At 44.9% G+C, this 15,973-nt stretch carries 13 protein-coding genes and 1 pseudogene; 8 read left to right on the forward strand and 6 right to left on the reverse strand.

Going from position 1 to position 15,973, the window contains the following annotated elements; all coding sequences use genetic code 11:
* Nucleotides 1–12: 12 nt before the first annotated feature.
* Nucleotides 13–516, reverse strand: coding sequence for a chemotaxis protein CheW (locus tag Q5691_RS14740; protein ID WP_333080154.1), 504 nt, complete (start codon nt 514–516; stop codon nt 13–15).
* Nucleotides 517–769: 253 nt separating this feature from the next.
* Nucleotides 770–1,135 (reverse strand): response regulator, encoded by a 366-nt coding sequence (locus Q5691_RS14745; RefSeq protein ID WP_333211293.1) that lies wholly within the window; start codon nt 1,133–1,135, stop codon nt 770–772.
* 933 nt (nt 1,136–2,068) lie between these two features.
* Between Q5691_RS14745 and Q5691_RS14750 the strand changes: the two genes are divergently transcribed.
* On the forward strand, nt 2,069–2,803 hold the full coding sequence (locus Q5691_RS14750; protein ID WP_333211291.1) for a phosphoadenylyl-sulfate reductase: 735 nt from the start codon (nt 2,069–2,071) through the stop codon (nt 2,801–2,803).
* A 294-nt stretch (nt 2,804–3,097) separates the two neighbouring features.
* On the forward strand, nt 3,098–4,075 hold the full coding sequence (locus tag Q5691_RS14755; protein ID WP_333211289.1) for a class II fructose-bisphosphate aldolase: 978 nt from the start codon (nt 3,098–3,100) through the stop codon (nt 4,073–4,075).
* A 55-nt stretch (nt 4,076–4,130) separates the two neighbouring features.
* On the opposite strand, the gene Q5691_RS14760 is transcribed toward Q5691_RS14755, so the two are convergent.
* Nucleotides 4,131–4,970, reverse strand: coding sequence for a Uma2 family endonuclease (locus tag Q5691_RS14760; RefSeq protein ID WP_333345391.1), 840 nt, complete (start codon nt 4,968–4,970; stop codon nt 4,131–4,133).
* Between the two features lie 162 nt (nt 4,971–5,132).
* On the opposite strand from Q5691_RS14760, the gene Q5691_RS14765 reads away from it, so the two are divergent.
* Nucleotides 5,133–7,343, forward strand: coding sequence for a Tex family protein (locus tag Q5691_RS14765; RefSeq protein WP_333345393.1), 2,211 nt, complete (start codon nt 5,133–5,135; stop codon nt 7,341–7,343).
* Between the two features lie 229 nt (nt 7,344–7,572).
* On the opposite strand, the gene Q5691_RS14770 is transcribed toward Q5691_RS14765, so the two are convergent.
* Nucleotides 7,573–8,820 carry an MFS transporter gene (locus tag Q5691_RS14770; protein WP_333310106.1) on the reverse strand — a complete coding sequence of 416 codons (1,248 nt, stop codon included), beginning with the start codon at nt 8,818–8,820 and terminating at the stop codon, nt 7,573–7,575.
* Nucleotides 8,821–9,309: 489 nt separating this feature from the next.
* Between Q5691_RS14770 and Q5691_RS14775 the strand changes: the two genes are divergently transcribed.
* Nucleotides 9,310–9,474: a hypothetical protein gene (locus Q5691_RS14775; protein ID WP_333345395.1), complete on the forward strand. Its 165-nt coding sequence runs from the start codon at nt 9,310–9,312 to the stop codon at nt 9,472–9,474.
* 293 nt (nt 9,475–9,767) lie between these two features.
* On the opposite strand, the gene Q5691_RS14780 is transcribed toward Q5691_RS14775, so the two are convergent.
* The gene (locus Q5691_RS14780) at nt 9,768–10,847 is read right to left on the reverse strand and encodes a PIN/TRAM domain-containing protein (RefSeq protein ID WP_333231576.1); all 1,080 of its coding nucleotides are present in this window, start codon (nt 10,845–10,847) and stop codon (nt 9,768–9,770) included.
* 396 nt (nt 10,848–11,243) lie between these two features.
* Between Q5691_RS14780 and hemW the strand changes: the two genes are divergently transcribed.
* From hemW to Q5691_RS14800, 4 genes are all read left to right on the forward strand, one after another.
* A complete protein-coding gene (hemW, locus tag Q5691_RS14785; protein ID WP_333211279.1) occupies nt 11,244–12,587 on the forward strand; it encodes a radical SAM family heme chaperone HemW in 1,344 nt (447 codons plus the stop codon).
* Nucleotides 12,588–12,813: 226 nt separating this feature from the next.
* Nucleotides 12,814–13,035 (forward strand): hypothetical protein, encoded by a 222-nt coding sequence (locus Q5691_RS14790; protein WP_333211277.1) that lies wholly within the window; start codon nt 12,814–12,816, stop codon nt 13,033–13,035.
* A gap of 155 nt (nt 13,036–13,190) precedes the next feature.
* Entirely contained in the window at nt 13,191–13,463 is a 273-nt protein-coding gene (locus Q5691_RS14795) for a DUF1830 domain-containing protein (RefSeq protein WP_333057596.1), read from the forward strand.
* Between the two features lie 393 nt (nt 13,464–13,856).
* Nucleotides 13,857–15,422: an FAD-dependent oxidoreductase gene (locus Q5691_RS14800; RefSeq protein WP_333211275.1), complete on the forward strand. Its 1,566-nt coding sequence runs from the start codon at nt 13,857–13,859 to the stop codon at nt 15,420–15,422.
* 185 nt (nt 15,423–15,607) lie between these two features.
* Here the strand turns inward: Q5691_RS14800 and Q5691_RS14805 are convergent.
* A pseudogene (locus Q5691_RS14805) lies at nt 15,608–15,910 on the reverse strand (lipid kinase); the annotation flags it as partial.
* Between the last annotated feature and the right edge of the window lie 63 nt (nt 15,911–15,973).

Genomic DNA, 15,973 nt, shown 5'->3' on the forward strand with positions numbered 1-15,973 from the left:
TATGGCGGATTTTTACCAGCGTTCGGAATGGGCGATCGCTTCTACATCGACAATCATTAGCAAGCGTCCTTCGGAATTGTACAGACCTTTTAAGAATGGAGCTAGGTCGGGACTGACATCTAGTGCTGAGACAATGCGATCGGGATTGAGAGGTAAAACTCCTTCGACGCGGGAGACGGCTAATCCCAGGCGCATTTTCGACAACAATCTCACGTCTCGTGGATCGGGCGCTTCTACCACTAAGATGCGGCTGTTTGGGTGGTAGGTGTCAACAGACTCAATACCGACAAACAGTCCAAAGTCTGCTGCTGCTAAGATTTCGCCCCGCAAGTTGGTTAATCCCAGCAAAAATGGCTGGGTATTGGGAACCAGGGAAATGGGTTGTTCCTTGAGTGAAAGGACTTCCCGCACTGCATCTAATTCTATGCCGAACAGACTGCCTCCTTGACCGAACAAGAGAAATTGCTTTGTTGCACTTGTCTGATTCCCCCCAGCGGGGGGAGCCGTTATTTTCATGGCTTATTTTTAGTTTATAGTGTAGCTTACCAATTAGAGTTTTGCGACCCTAAAGCCGATCGCCCATCAAATTTTTCACCATCAGTTTGGGTGGCTCAAATGTACCCGTTAAATAAATCACGGTGGCGTAAAATAAGCAGGTTTTTATCATTAAACATAAACTTTTATGTGGTTCAAAAACCCTGTCTATTAAAAAAACGGGGTTTATCTGTATAATGTTTTTTGGGAAGCGGTCGATGAATTTATATTTTGTTTACGCCGAAAGCAGACGCTGCACTATGTGGACGAGTTGCTGAGGTTCAAAGGGTTTGCTGACGTAAGCATCGGCCCCTAAATCAGTTCCCCAAGCTTTATCGATCTCTGTGTTTTTATGAGTACAAAATACTACGGGCAATTTGGCAGTTGTGCGATCGCCCCGCAATTCTCTGATCACTTCAAACCCATTCATTCGTGGCATCACTACATCTAAAACGACCAAAGCCGGAGGAGTTTTGCGGATCATGGCGATCGCTTCTTCGCCGTCACCTGCCCGCATCACATCCAATCCGGCATCTTGAAGAATGCGACAGATGATTTCTAGTTCGCTCTTTACGTCGTCCACTACTAAAATTTTTGACATAATTCCACACTTCCTTGCTGTTACTGACAGCGGACTACGTTTATTCAGAAGCTGGCGCCACCGGCGGCGATGGGACTATACCGCTTTGCGGACAAATTAATGTACTTCTAAATACAATATAGCCGATCGTATGGCTGAAGGTTAGCTGTAAGCGATAAAAAGCGATAAAAATTTACTTTGCTAACGGAATAGCTCTGAATAAATTAATCGGCAATTAGTAATTGATTTTTGGTGATTGGCTGTGTTGAAACCAACAACTCTTAGTAGAAGGAGCGCTTGGGGTACTAAAGCGATATTTTCTACGTATATTTTTGAAATTTGTTCCCAACTATCTAGTTAATTTTATTGCCTAAATAATGCTAGCTAATTGATTTAATTAGTGCCAATAACGGTCACTCAAAAGTAGCTATGACGGGGGAAGTTATGGCAGTGAGAGAAACTTTGTTCACTTAATATACAGCGCTATATTTCTGAGCTAGCGCTATTTTGTAATTAATAATACAAGCTTAATTTTAGGAGGGTAACAATGACATTTAAAGAATTTTATTGTCTGTGCTTTATAATTTGGAGGCAAAATAAATTGACCGCGCGATAGTCCCATTTGACCCAGTAGAGGAGTGTTGAGTTCACCAAAACTACTGCCAGCAGGCGATATCAATCCTTGAGCTTGATTGTGAACCCCGCCGAAAAGACTGCGGAAAGATGCGGTCAATCGATTTTAGATTTTAGATTTTAGATTTTAGATTTGAAGAAAGTGCTCGCGCTGATAAATCTGGGGGCCGGTGATGAGCAGTCGGAGCTTTTTCCTCGCTTCACGGATGAATCCGGGAGCCCCGGACGACATTGCTTGATTGTCAAATTAGTCGGCGAGGGAGAGACGGCGATCGGCTATAATAAAGGGCTAGAGGAAAAGAACACCGAAAACCCGAAAATATGGTTGCCATCCAAAGAAATCTCAACATTGCCGCCCTAGAATCAGAATACAGTCAAAAAACACCGCGAGACATTCTCAAATTTGCCCTAGAAAATTTTGACAATATCTCCATTTCTTTCAGCGGGGCTGAAGATGTAGTTCTGATCGATATTGCCTCAAAAATTACCAAAAATTTCCGCGTTTTCACCCTAGACACCGGACGATTGCACTCGGAAACTTATCAGTTTTTGGATCAAGTCAGAAAACATTACGGCATTAAATTAGAAGTAATGTTTCCCGATGCAGCCGAAGTACAAGCCCTAGTAGAAGAAAAGGGATTGTTTAGTTTTTATCAAGACGGTCACAAAGAATGCTGTGGCGTCCGGAAAGTCAAGCCGCTGCGCCGCAAATTGAATACTCTTGATGCTTGGATTACCGGTCAGCGGAAAGACCAAAGTCCCAGTACCCGCAACGGTATTCCGGTTATTGAAGTTGACACTGCATTCTCAACTCCTGACCATGAATTAATTAAATTCAACCCCTTAGCAAACTGGTCTTCGGCAGAGGTTTGGGAATACATTCGCGCTTTGGATGTGCCTTACAACAAGTTGCACGAACGCGGTTTTGTAAGTATTGGTTGCGAACCTTGTACAAAGCCGGTATTGCCGAACCAACACGAACGCGAAGGTCGCTGGTGGTGGGAAGAAGCGACCGTAAAAGAGTGCGGTTTGCACGCAGGTAACGCCCAAAAATAGTAAATCACTTAGTGGGGTGCACCTAGCGCACCCTACTATTTGTTTGGTGCGCCTAGCGCACCCTACCCAAGAATAAATGCACTTCACAACATAAATAGTAGCGGAAGAATTCGCAATTAAAATAAACAAAAGTTACGCTGAGCTTGCCCTTGAACTTTGATAAAATGATCGATAGTCAGAATAAATAGTAGCGGAAGGATTCGCAATTAAAATAAACAGAAATTACGCTGAGCCTGCCCTTGAACTTTGATAGAATGATCAACATTCAGAAAAGTTTTTAAAGCAGGTACTATTATGCTTGTCTCAACTCGCGAATTGCTGAACACGGCCCGGAGAAAGGCTTATGCGATCGGCGCTTTTAACGTCTACAACCTCGAAGGAGTAAAAGCCGTCATCAATGCGGCCGAAGCGCTGGACAGTCCTGCGATACTGCAAATTCACCCCAGCGCCCTCCTATACGGAAAGTCGCCTTTAGTCGCGCTGTGCATCAAAGCTGCCCGCACATCTTTAGTACCGATCGCAGTACACTTAGATCACGGCACCTCAGAAAAAGATATTCACGTCGGTCTAGCCGCCGGCATTAAATCAATTATGGCAGACGGTTCTCCTTTGCCCTACGAACAAAACTTAATATTTACCCGGGAAATGACTAAATTATCCCACGCTAACGGTGCGGCAGTTGAAGCAGAAATCGGCAGAATTAGTGGCAGGGAAGAAGGTTTGACAATCGATGAGAAAGCCACAAGGATGACAGATCCAGTAGCAGCAGTAGACTTTATCAAAGAAACTAAGGTGGATTTTTTAGCCGTAACAATTGGTAACGTTCACGGCAAATATTTAAGCCAACCCAAACTCGATTTTTCGCGTCTGGCAAAAATCCGGGCTGCTGTTTCAGTGCCGTTAGTGATGCACGGGGCGAGCGGTTTGCCGAACTCAATGATTCATCAATGTATTAAATTCGGAGTATCTAAATTTAATGTGAATACGGAAGTTCGCGAAGCTTATATGGACGTGTTAAAAAGTAACATTTCTGAGCCACATCCGGATTTGTTGGAAATAATGGAAAAAGCTATCGCTGCTATGCAATCGGTCATTTCTGACAAACTGCAACTTTTCGGTTCTGTCGGTAAAGCTTATTTGCATCAATCTCCCTACGCGGATGACTTGACTGACCAGAGTACCAGCAACAAAGAAATAAGCCGCAACCAATCAAGTTTTGATCAAATGTTAAAGCCTGCCTATAGTGAGGCCTTCAGTCTTATGTTGAAGTAAAAAAAAACTAACGTCCTGACGGCGAACCACTTTTTAGTCAGGACTTTAGTCCTCTTTAACCGTTTAACAATTTATCAGGATCGATGCCAGATTCCCGCAGCCGCCGAATTAAAGACTGTAATTGAGCTTCCGCTGACTCAGCCCGCTGCCGTTGCTGTTCCGCTTCAGTGAGAATCCAATTACCATCAACATCATACCAGCGCAACCACAGTCGATCGATTCCCTGAAAGTCTCCTTGCCACAAACCCAAGCCCAAATTTAGGTCAGCAATCCACACTCGCGACTCGGGCAATTCTAATTCTTGATAGTGTCCGCCCTTCAATTCAAACACTCGCAATTTGTTAGTATAGCGGCTGAAAACTGCATAAATAGGAACCCGCAAAATTTGCTCGTAAACCTCCCATTTTCTCGGCGGTTCCTCCTTCGTCTCGTCCTCCAAAACTTGCCCGTTACCCGCAGTGTTTCCCGACTGAGGTGGCAAATTTTCTTCATCGGTATTGTCGCCTAAATCTTCTTTTTCCGTTCCCGGCGAGAGCAGTTCTACAATTACAAAAGGATTCACGCCTTCCTGCCAAGTAACATAACTCATCCGCAGTTCGGATCGATCGTAAAGTCGGGGAACTCCCACAACTCCAAACCAATCCGGTCGCTTGTGCCACAGAGTGTGATGCACGTCATAATAAAGGTTCATGTCGGTGCCGCTAAATATCTCAGAAGCCGGATAATTCCGAGGTCGAAACGTCAGGCTCAACAACTGCGGCTGTAAATCGTGAAATTCGTCAGGCAAACCAGGTTCCTCCGGGTCTTCGCTGGGTAAATCGTACATCGTCGGCAGCGTTTCTCGGGGCGATCGCGGCGGATCGGTTTGCGGCACAGGATATTTAAAAGGAAACATATAATATTGAGAAATGACTGCATTTATGCTAACATCATTTTAATACTTGCAGGACGAGCGCCAACACCCTGTAAAACGTTTATTTCAAACTTTTCTTCCTCTTTTCCGTGAAGTCAATCTCACCTCTTAAATCTCAAATCGACTGATCCGAAATTCTGCACTATGATCGACATTCCTCAACTGATTGCTCAAGAACTTTCCATCAATTTGTCTCAAGTCAATAATGCTCTGGAACTTTTCGCCGAGGGAGCAACTATTCCGTTTATTGCCCGCTACCGCAAAGAACGCACTGATTTGCTGAATGAAATTCAGTTGCGGGACATCTCCGATCGCTTCACCTATCTGACGGAAATTGAAGACCGCAAAAAGTCGATTTTAGAGACGATTAGCTCTCAGGGAAAACTCACAGAAGAACTGCAAGCTAAAATCGAATCGTGCTTGCAAAAAAACGAACTCGAAGACCTTTATCTGCCTTACAAACCCAAGCGGCGGACGCGAGCGACAATTGCTAGGGAAAAAGGTTTGGATCCGCTGGCGAATTTTATCAAAACTCTGAATTTACCGACGGCTAAACCAGCAGATTTTGAGGCGGAAGCTGCTAAATATATTTCGGAAGAAAAGGGAGTGAAGACAGCAGAAGAAGCTCTCAAAGGTGCTGCGGATATTTTGGCGGAAGCGGTTTCGGAAAAAGCCGAATTGCGGGCTTATTTGCGAGAGTTTTTGATGAAAACAGGAGTTTTTGTCTCGAAAATTAAAGATGATTTCCCGGAAGGAAGCACTAAATTTGAAATGTACCGCAATTATCAAGTGGCAGCGAGAAGCGTTCAGTCGCACAATATGTTAGCGCTGTTTCGCGGGGAAACGGAAGGGGTTTTAGATTTGGAATTGGCTTTTGATGAATCCGCCGTGATGGCTTATTTGGAAGCTCAGGAAATTAGAACTAGGATACCGGAAGTTAAAGAGTTTTATCGATCGACTTTGAAGGATGCCTTCAACCGACTGATGAAGACTTCGTTAATTACAGAAGTACGATCGCACAACAAAGCCGTCGCTGATATCGAGTCGATCGCCACTTTTGAAACCAACCTCCGCGAGTTGCTGCTGTCGGCGCCGGCGGGAATGAAACCCACATTGGCGATCGATCCGGGATTTCGCACGGGGTGTAAAGTTTCCGCCCTCGATGAAACCGGGCAATTTTTAGAATATCAAGCTATTTTCCCCCACCAAGCGGCCGCTCAGCGACAGCAAGCTGGTAAAATTGTCAAGCATTTAATTGAAAAATATAAAATTGAATTAATCGCGATCGGCAACGGTACAGCTTCCCGCGAAACAGACGAATTTGTTTCGGAAGTTTTGGCCCAAATGGACAGGAAACCGATTAAAGTCATGGTGAATGAATCCGGTGCATCGATTTATTCAGCAAGCGAAGTGGCGATCGCCGAATTTCCCGACCTCGACATCACCGTTCGCGGCGCAGTCAGCATCGGACGACGTTTGCAAGACCCCCTCGCCGAACTCGTGAAAATCGACCCGAAATCAATAGGAGTCGGTCAATATCAGCACGATGTTGACCAAAAACTGCTCAAAAAGAAACTCGACGAAACAGTCGAAAGCTGCGTTAATTATGTCGGAGTTGACTTAAACACAGCGTCCAAAGAACTGCTGACATTTGTGTCAGGAATGACGGCAACAGTTGCTAAAAATATCGTCAATTACCGCAACGAAAACGGCGCATTTAAAAATCGCCGCCAACTCCTGAAAGTTCCCAAACTCGGCCCAAAAGCTTTTGAACAAGCAGCCGGGTTTCTCCGCATTCGCGGCGGCGAAAACCCCCTGGACAATACAGCAGTTCATCCCGAAAGTTATCCTGTCGTGCAGGCGATCGCCAAGGACTTAGACTTGCCGCTGACAGGAATAACACAAATATCGGAAAAAATTAAGACTGTAAACATTAAGAAATATGTCACTGAAAAAGTCGGAGAACCGACACTCCGAGACATTATTTCCGAACTAGAAAAACCGGGAAGAGACCCGCGAGCCGAGTTTAAATATGCCACTTTCCAAGCAGGAATTAAAGAAATCTCCGATTTGCAAGTTGGGATGGAATTAGAAGGCATAATCACGAATGTAGCTAACTTTGGAGCCTTTGTTGATGTGGGAGTACACCAAGATGGTTTGGTTCACGTTTCTCAATTAGCCGATCGCTTCGTAGATGACCCTAAACAGATTGTTAAAGTCGGACAAGTTGTGAAAGTGCGGGTTTTGGAGGTGAATGAGAAGTTAAAGCGGGTTAGTTTGACAATGAAGCTGCAAGAAAAACCGCAACCGCAAAATGGCAATAGCGCGAGGCTTCCGGCCCCGCGCCGACGTTAAAACTTTGGGGGAAAGCTGAAATACTCACCGGCCTGAAGGCGCGGTGAGTATTTCAAAAGTCTGGAACTCTCATAAATGCGTGGAATGAAATTCGTCTGAAAGCGCTAACCCAAGCGTATTGCTCTATATATGCTCTATAACAGAACAGTATCAAGAGCGTTCTCACCACCAGTGAGCGCAATGATTTGAGCAGTATTAATGTATGCAACATTGGTTTGGGCAAAAGTCGCTAACCCCGTAATCGAGAGGGGACTTCCTGCCAGAATAGTGGGACTGCAATCAAACCAGTTATCAACTGAATGCCACCAAAGATAGCGAGAGAAGGCCCAAATCCAAAGCGCAGTAGCTCTCCAAATATGAAACTGCCTACACCAAATCCAGTAAAGAGAGTAAATACCTTCAGTCCCATCGTTTGCCCCAAATTGTTGTCATCTCCGAGATCGGTCACAATTCCTACAAACAACGGTTGAGTCAGGTCATACCCTAAAGACAAAATAAGAACTGCGATCGTCGTTCCGATTGGCGGAATCTCAAAAATCATTCCAATCCCAGCCACAGCAGCCATTACCAACCCTGCTGGAACTAGCCAACGCCGTCCCCACCGATCGACAGCTTGACCAATGAAAGAACTCAGCAATAAACCGGGAATGCCGTACCCAAGAATGTTTAAACCAATGCTCAACGCATCCATACCGTACCGTTCCGATAAATACAACCCTAGCCATGTATATACCCCAGAGTGGTAGATACCATTCCACAGAACATAAGCATATGTACGCTGCCCCCGAAAGGTTGCTAATATCTGGCTGTATCCCCTAAAGATTTGGCGAATAGGCGGTAATTTGGTGACTTTTGGTGTATCAAATAAAGAGCCGTAAGGATGAAGTCGCCAAAGCACAACAGCAGCAAGCACAGCAGTACCTAGAAAGAGCGATCGCCAACCTACAAATGGCTCAAGAATCGCTCCCCCCGCAGAGCCTGCTGCCATTCCCCCTTCCATTGCTGCAAACACCAATCCTAGCTTGGCACCTCGCTGATCAAACGGGAATAAATCGCCAATTAAGGCGAAGGTAAGGGGAATCACACCACTGGCTCCAATCCCGGTTAATAGCCGCCAGGTTGCCATCTGCGAAGCATTTTGAGCAGTGGCAGTTAAAGCCGTGAAAATGACAAAAAGAGCAAGCGAGATGCGAATAATAGACCATCGACCAAAGCGATCGGACAGGAGGCCGAAGAATAATGCCATCAGTGCATAGGACAGCATATAGGCTGGAACGATAAAGCCGATTTCCTGAACCGGAACATTAAAAACTTCAGCCAAACGTGGAATCAGGGGAGCAATCATGTACCCCTGTAGAAAAATTAGCCCCGCAGCGATCGAAAGCCAGGAAAACAGGTCTTTATGCTGCTTTAGGCGAATCGTGGCATCGGCTGGTTCGGTATGAGGGTGATTAAAAGATTCTTTGAGTTTCGGCATGGATTTAAGAGATTTCAACTCATATCACATTTCACAGATGACTAAAATCTGAGAACTTAGCTGGAGTGCCAACGCCAACAACCAAAGCCCCTAGCCTGGTAAAAGCTTGGAGTACCTTCTCAACTCTGGAGGTTACAAATTTTGTAGGTAAGGTGTGGAATCTAGCTCTTAATGTCAGGATAACTTGATAAATGTCATGATTTATACAAAAAATGTATATTTAGATACAGAATTTATTATAAGACTTATTACTTCAGGCTATCAGCAAAGCTATGGTTTACGCATTGAGCAAAAATTTTGGGTTTCAAGCCCCTTCTTCAGTGGCCGGCTTTATGTTAGAATTTAATTGATTGAAATACCCACCTAAGATTGCAGCAATATATACTCATTTTGAGTTGAAACCGCGACTGATTCAGTAATAGGGAAAGACTGAAGGTCAATGGTTAAAATCCAACAGATTACCGCACTTCTGAAAGTTTGCAAGAGGATGTGCTAATCAATCAAGAAAGAGTTAGTGTACAGTGTTTTGGCCGGAATGCAGAGGATTTGTGGGTGCTTGATCCTTACACTCAAGGGCATGACGTTCAGTTGAAGAACGTTAATTTTAGCTGTGCGATCGAGACATTGTATGAAGATGCGATCGAGATTAGTTGATTTTAATTACTCCTGAATCACTGATATTGATATGATTGAACCGCGAAGACGCAAAGGACGCGAAGGAACAGAAAAGAAGAAGAAGCTGGTAATTGCTATTTTTTCTTGGTGGCTTTCCAAGTGCCGCCGTAGAAGTAAAAAGGATTGTTTTTACTTACCGATTTCCAACATTTAAGACATAAAAAAAACCACTGCCCCGACTCGTCATACCGGGCGCGGTAGAGAGTCGGGGCAGATTGGGAACAACGATCGCAATATTTGATTCTGATTGCCCTGGCCATTGTTACTCAGTTTTAAACAATAACGGATTCTTGAGGGCGGGCGAATATCATGCGGCCGGCGCTTGTTTGCAGGGCGCTGGTGACTACGACTCTGGCTTCGCCACCGACATAGCTGCTGCCTGCTTCCACGACAACCATTGTGCCGTCATCCAAGTAACCGATTCCCTGAGACGGTTCTTTGCCTTCTTTGCGGATTTTTAGTTCGATCGTATCTCCCGGCAAATAAGTCGGGCGCACCGCATGAGTCAAATCATTGATATTCAAAACCGGCAGTTTTTGGACGGTAGCTACTTTCGATAAGTTGTAATCGTTGGTAAGTAAAATGCCGTCGATATCCAAGGCGAAGCGGACTAATTTGGCATCGACTGTGGCAATATCTTCGTAGTCAGCCGAGTGAATTTGAATCCGTTCTGGATATGTTTCTTTGATGCGGTTGAGTACATCTAAGCCGCGGCGTCCGCGCACTCGCTTTTGATCGTTGGCTGAATCAGCTACCAGTTGCAGTTCTTGGAGCACGAATTGCGGTATGATAATTTGACCTTCGAGGAAACCTGTTTCTAGGAGGTTTTCAATCCGGCCGTCTATTATACAGCTAGTATCGACAACTTTGGCAGAAGCTGGTTTGAAAGTACCTTCAGCTACCAACACCGTGTCAAAGCTTTTGGGGTTGATCAGCCGCAAGAAAGCGCGGCCGTGGGTGTCGGTTAAGCTGACGCCTGTGAAGCCGAACATGACGCTTCCCAAGACTGCGACTAGAGGTTTGATGAAGCCGAACTCGCGGGGAATTGGCAGCAGGAACAGCGGAGCCAGCATTAAGTTTGCTACTAGCAGTCCGATGATTAAGCCGATCGCCCGCGTCAGCAGCATCTCCACTGGCATATCGCGGACTTGTTTTTCCAAGCGCCGATAGGTTGTTTGAGCCACTAATCCCATCACGAAGCCGATTAATGCTCCAAAGGAACCTAGTACAGAACTTAAGCCTTGTATATTTGTAACTTGCTGCAGGAGATTGCTCGGCAGGAGTTCGACTCCGTAATAGCCGATGCCTCCGCCTGCGATTATGAATGAGATTATTATGATTGCGTCTAGCATTAGTTCTAGGTTAATGAATTTATTCACATTATATCTTTGCAGTGCTGATACTTGTTTTCATGCTTTGGTCGGATATCGCCCTATTTACTCAGCGATTTTCATAAACTTATATTTCGCGGTTGTACCCTTTGGGGGATGTGCCAGGGAGGCGCTCGAAATTTACTACGCCGGACCCAAAGCAGGCACGAAGTGCGAATAGACCGCCCTGCGGGATGTTCGGGGATTTTGGTCGATTAAAACTGGTATGAGGTTAAATTAACAGAGCCGTAGCTTGCGGGGCGGGACGCCATCGTTCGCAGCGCTTTTTTGGTAAGAAAATGTCATAATATACATAATTATTCATGATGGTTTAATTAAAATTTTAGATTTGAAGTTGCGCTTTTGGCTTGAAATGTAATGAACCCTCCCACAGATTATTTAACATTTGAATTAAAAAAAAGTGTGCAAGCGACAAATTCCGGGATTCCTAGTTCGGCTTACCTGCACATACCTTTTTGTCGCCGCCGCTGTTACTACTGCGATTTTCCGGTTTTTGTGGTGGGCGATCGCAAAAATGGCGAGAATTCCGGGACAATTGTGCAATATGTTGCTGTACTGTGTCAAGAAATTCAAGAAACTAAAAATTTAGGCGCATCTCTGAAAACAGTTTTTTTTGGTGGTGGCACGCCTTCGCTGCTTTCTGTCAGTCAGTTGAGCAATATTTTAGAGACTCTCGACGGCAAATTTGGGATTGCTGCTGAGGCGGAAATTTCTATAGAAATAGATCCGGGTACGTTTACTTTAGAACAGTTGCGGGGATATGTAGCGGCGGGAGTAAATCGAGTTAGTGTGGGAGTGCAAGCTTTTCAAGATGAATTGCTGCAAACTTGCGGGCGATCGCACTCTGTCGCTGATATTTTTGAAGCAGTAGAAATAGTGCGATCGGCGGGTATTGTCAATTTTAGTTTAGACCTAATTTCGGGACTGCCACACCAAACTTTAGAACAGTGGGAAGCTTCCCTGAAATCGGCCGTCGAAATTTCGCCGACTCACCTGTCGAGTTATGACTTAATTGTTGAACAGGGAACTGCTTTCGGGCGCTACTTTGAAGCAGGCGCGCAGCCGCTACCAGCAGATGAAACCGCTGCTGGAATGTACCGTTTAGCGCGGGAAATTCTGACCGGTGCTGGCTACGAACATTACGAAATTTCTAATTACGCTCGCTCTGGCTATCAGTGCCGCCACAACCGCGTTTATTGGGAAAATCGCCCTTATTACGGTTTGGGAATGGGGGCGGCGAGTTATGTGGAAGGCCGGAGGTTAACGAGACCTCGCAAAACTCAAGAATATTATCAGTGGGTGCGATCGATCTCTGGCCTCAATTCCCCAGCTACTCCTCGAATTGGGGGGGAAACCCAGCCAGATATTTACCCACCAATTGAGCAAAATTTTCCCGTCTCAGAAAATGACGTTTTGTTAGAAACGCTGATGCTAGGTTTGCGTTTAGCAGAAGGAGTTAGCCTGTCGGCGCTGACTGAAAAGTTTACTCAGCAAACAGTTGATAAAATTTGGCGTTGTTTACAGCCCTACTGGCGGCAAGGATGGGTAGAAATTATCACTGCGGATGGGGCGATCTCAAATTTAGGTGAGGGCGAGAAACTGCCACTGTCGGGCAATTTGAGGTTGAGCGATCCCGAAGGTTTTTTATTTTCTAATACAATTTTAGCCGATTTGTTCAGCAACTTAGGCGAAGATAATTAGCTCTGTCTGAGGAAGTATACCCCCTGACAAGCGCGATCGGCTCTAAAGCCGGGGCCGCCAATTCGATGAAAGGAAATTTAATCGCTCCCTAGCTTGATCCTCTCTAAAATAGTATATTTTCTCTCGATCCCTACACAAAACTTAAAGGCGAACTAAGCCTTGGGATAGACGCCACGACAGCACTCCAGCCGTCATACTTAAGACTGAACATTTAAAAAGTAATTTAATGAACACTTTAACAACTATCGAGCGCAACCAAACCCAAAACCAGCCCTGCCTTGTAATTAGCGATCGCGGGTGCAATCCTGCTTCCAAGTGTAATTTTTGCGGTCACTACCAACAGGCAAGAGGTTCAGTTGGTCACTGTCAATTGTTGAACGCACCTGTTAGGGGAGGATGGAAATCTTGCACTTTAGCACTGCCGGCTTTTGCACCTTCTTGGGAATAAGTGGAAGGCGCTGATGTTTCCCTGGCGCAATTTATTAATTAACCCAAAAAATCTAAAAAAAATGTATAAAAAATTGTGTTTTAACTGGTAATATGCTATATTAAGTCTAGGTTCGTCGCCGATCGTTCGCACAATTGCACAAACAAGTTAAAAAAATGAATTTGACACTAAATCAGGTAATTTCCGAAGGTCATACGCGCATTTTGTGTTGGTACCTTAATAATACTAGCAAAGTGCAAATCGCTCGTATTACAAATATTCCTAATTGGTATTTTGAGCGGACGGTTTTTCCGGGAGAGCGTTTTTTGTTTGAAGCGTTGCCGGAAGCTCAGTTAGAAGTTTGCAGGAGTGCGGATACGGGTGGTATAGTGTGCGAGCGAATTTTGTGCGATCGGCTGCGAGTTGAAGAATTAAGCACGGCTGATTGAAGATAATTCCTTAGACTTACCAAACAGATGTAGAAACCCGGTTTTTTTTCAGAAACCGGGTTTCTCTGTATGATGATAAAAACTTCGTTTGCGATCGCACTCCCAACCTCATAAACCCGGTTGATTCCTAGATTCCTTGTTACTAAGCCCAAAATTCGTAGAAACTCACATCTTGCACCATTCTCAAGAACAGGCAAGATGCCTGTTCCACAAGAAAATCTACTCTTTGTGGAACAGGCATCTTGCCTGTTCCTAAAAAGCTTATTGACAAGGGTGCAACATCTTAGTATGAACCGGGATTCTCGCCACCCCATGCGTCAGCCCTGAAACTGTCGGAAATGTGGATCTAAGCTAAATTATAAAAAATCAACCACTGTTTAATACTAAAACCCGATGTCCCTCACCGAACAAATCCTCTCCCAACTGCCAGGAGACGCCCTCACAGGCCTGAGAAAAGTCGATCGACTCTGGGAAAACCTCAAACAAAACACCGCAGCAACACCCCAAGCAGTCAAACACAGCCAACAACCCCTCGAAACCCTCGACTTCGACATAGTTATCGGCGGCGGAACCCTAGGAATATTAATCGGTACAGCCTTAGCCGTGCGGGGTTGGCGAGTAGCCTTGATAGAACGCGGCACCCTGCGAGGACGCGATCAAGAATGGAACATTTCTCGCAAAGAATTAGACACATTCTTAGAATTAAATTTGCTATCTGTTGCAGAGATAGAAAAAGCCATAGCTACCGAATACAACCCAGCCCGCATCAGCTTTGCCAACAGCCCAGACATTTGGGTGCGCGACGTACTCAACATCGGAATAGACCCAGTTTACCTCCTAGAAACCTTGAAACAGCGATTCCTAGAAGCCGGAGGCGAACTATTTGAAAATACACCATTTAAAACAGCCACAATTCATCCAAATGGAGTCCTTGTAGAATCGGAAAATACCGATTTACAACTTGACAAAAAATTATTTAAAACCCGATTATTATTAGACGCAATGGGGCATTTTTCGCCTATTGTCCGCCAAGCAAGACAAGGCAAAAAACCCGACGCCGTATGTTTAGTAGTCGGCAGTTGCGCTCAAGGATACCCCAAAAACGACACTGGCGATATATTTGCATCCTTCACCCCAATGCAAAATCAGTGCCAATATTTTTGGGAAGCATTTCCAGCCAGAGACGGCCGCACCACCTACTTATTTACCTACATAGACGCCGACACAGAAAGATTCAGTTTAGAAACATTATTTGAAGAGTATTTGCGCTTGCTTCCCCAATATCAAAACGTCGAAATCGAACAGTTAAAATTCCAAAGAGCACTCTACGGATTCTTCCCCTGTTATCGCCAAAGTCCTCTAAAAACCCCTTGGGATCGCATACTTCCAGTCGGAGACAGCAGCGGTAGCCAATCTCCCCTCAGCTTCGGCGGTTTCGGCGCCATGGTACGCCACCTCAAACGCTTGACTCTAGGAATTGAGGAAGCTTTGACAAGCGACAGTCTCAGCAAAAATTCCCTCGCACTTTTGCAACCCTACCAGCCGAATCTATCAGTTACCTGGTTGTTTCAGCGTTCGATGAGTGCTGCGATGAATCAAAGAATAGACCCTAATCAAATAAATCAACTTTTGGCTGCCGTATTTCAGGTAATGGAAGACTTGGGAGAACCAATAATCAAACCGTTTCTTCAGGATATCGTGCTGTTTCCGGCTTTGTCACAAACCCTGTTTAAAACAGCAATTAGCCATCCCGGATTAGTTCTGAAAATTATCCCGCAGGTAGGAATAGCTAATTTGCTCGATTGGATGGTTCATTATGTAAATTTAGGAATTTATACGGGATTGCAGCCTTTGGGGAAAGCCGTAGAACCCCAGGTAAAAAATTTAGCCCCGGAGCAGCAATATTATTTTCACCGATTAGTTGAAGCCTGGAAATATGGCGCTGGAGGCGATTATTAACTGATTAATTGTGGCACAGGCATCTTGTTCGTGGCTAATATCTGAACAGGCAAGATGCCTGTTCCACAACACAATATAATTTATTGATTAATTAATTGTGGCACGTGCAAGATGCCTGTGGCTAATATCTGAACAGGCAAGATGCCTGTTCCACAACACAATAACATCATTATATTAGTTGTGAGTCATGAAGGAGCTATAACTGCTAAAGCTTGGGGAATCACTCGAAATTTTGCAGGCGTGTAAGTTGTAATTTCACCGTCAGTATTAATCGGACGGCGTTTGCTAGTATTAACCTCAAATTCTTGAGCGTGCAAGGCGCGAACGTTAGGCCAACTGGTATGATTTCCTTGCCTCATAGCTGGCAGCAAAGCAATGATTTCCCACCATTTTTTTATTTCCAAACTGTACAAATCTAGTCGCTTGTCGTCGATTGTGGCATCCTCGGCAACTGTCATGCCACCGCCGTAGTAGCATTGGTGACAAGTTAAGACTGTAAGTCTTTTGTCAAGAGGCTTTTAGAGAATTGTTGAAAAAAAACTGGTCAGACC

The sequence above is a fragment of the Microcoleus sp. w1-18aA5 genome, assembly GCF_036701705.1.
Taxonomy (GTDB): domain Bacteria; phylum Cyanobacteriota; class Cyanobacteriia; order Cyanobacteriales; family Microcoleaceae; genus Microcoleus.

Bases quoted from the DNA above. Each gene is read 5' to 3' on its own strand.
- Q5691_RS14760 (WP_333345391.1), bottom strand. From the start codon at position 4,970: ATGTTTCCTTTTAAATATCCTGTGCCGCAAACCGATCCGCCGCGATCG.
- Q5691_RS14745 (WP_333211293.1), bottom strand. From the start codon at position 1,135: ATGTCAAAAATTTTAGTAGTGGACGACGTAAAGAGCGAACTAGAAATC.
- Q5691_RS14765 (WP_333345393.1), top strand. From the start codon at position 5,133: ATGATCGACATTCCTCAACTGATTGCTCAAGAACTTTCCATCAATTTG.
- Q5691_RS14750 (WP_333211291.1), top strand. From the start codon at position 2,069: ATGGTTGCCATCCAAAGAAATCTCAACATTGCCGCCCTAGAATCAGAA.
- Q5691_RS14795 (WP_333057596.1), top strand. From the start codon at position 13,191: ATGAATTTGACACTAAATCAGGTAATTTCCGAAGGTCATACGCGCATT.
- Q5691_RS14800 (WP_333211275.1), top strand. From the start codon at position 13,857: ATGTCCCTCACCGAACAAATCCTCTCCCAACTGCCAGGAGACGCCCTC.
- Q5691_RS14770 (WP_333310106.1), bottom strand. From the start codon at position 8,820: ATGCCGAAACTCAAAGAATCTTTTAATCACCCTCATACCGAACCAGCC.
- Q5691_RS14780 (WP_333231576.1), bottom strand. From the start codon at position 10,847: ATGCTAGACGCAATCATAATAATCTCATTCATAATCGCAGGCGGAGGC.
- hemW (WP_333211279.1), top strand. From the start codon at position 11,244: ATGAACCCTCCCACAGATTATTTAACATTTGAATTAAAAAAAAGTGTG.
- Q5691_RS14790 (WP_333211277.1), top strand. From the start codon at position 12,814: ATGAACACTTTAACAACTATCGAGCGCAACCAAACCCAAAACCAGCCC.
- Q5691_RS14740 (WP_333080154.1), bottom strand. From the start codon at position 516: ATGAAAATAACGGCTCCCCCCGCTGGGGGGAATCAGACAAGTGCAACA.
- Q5691_RS14755 (WP_333211289.1), top strand. From the start codon at position 3,098: ATGCTTGTCTCAACTCGCGAATTGCTGAACACGGCCCGGAGAAAGGCT.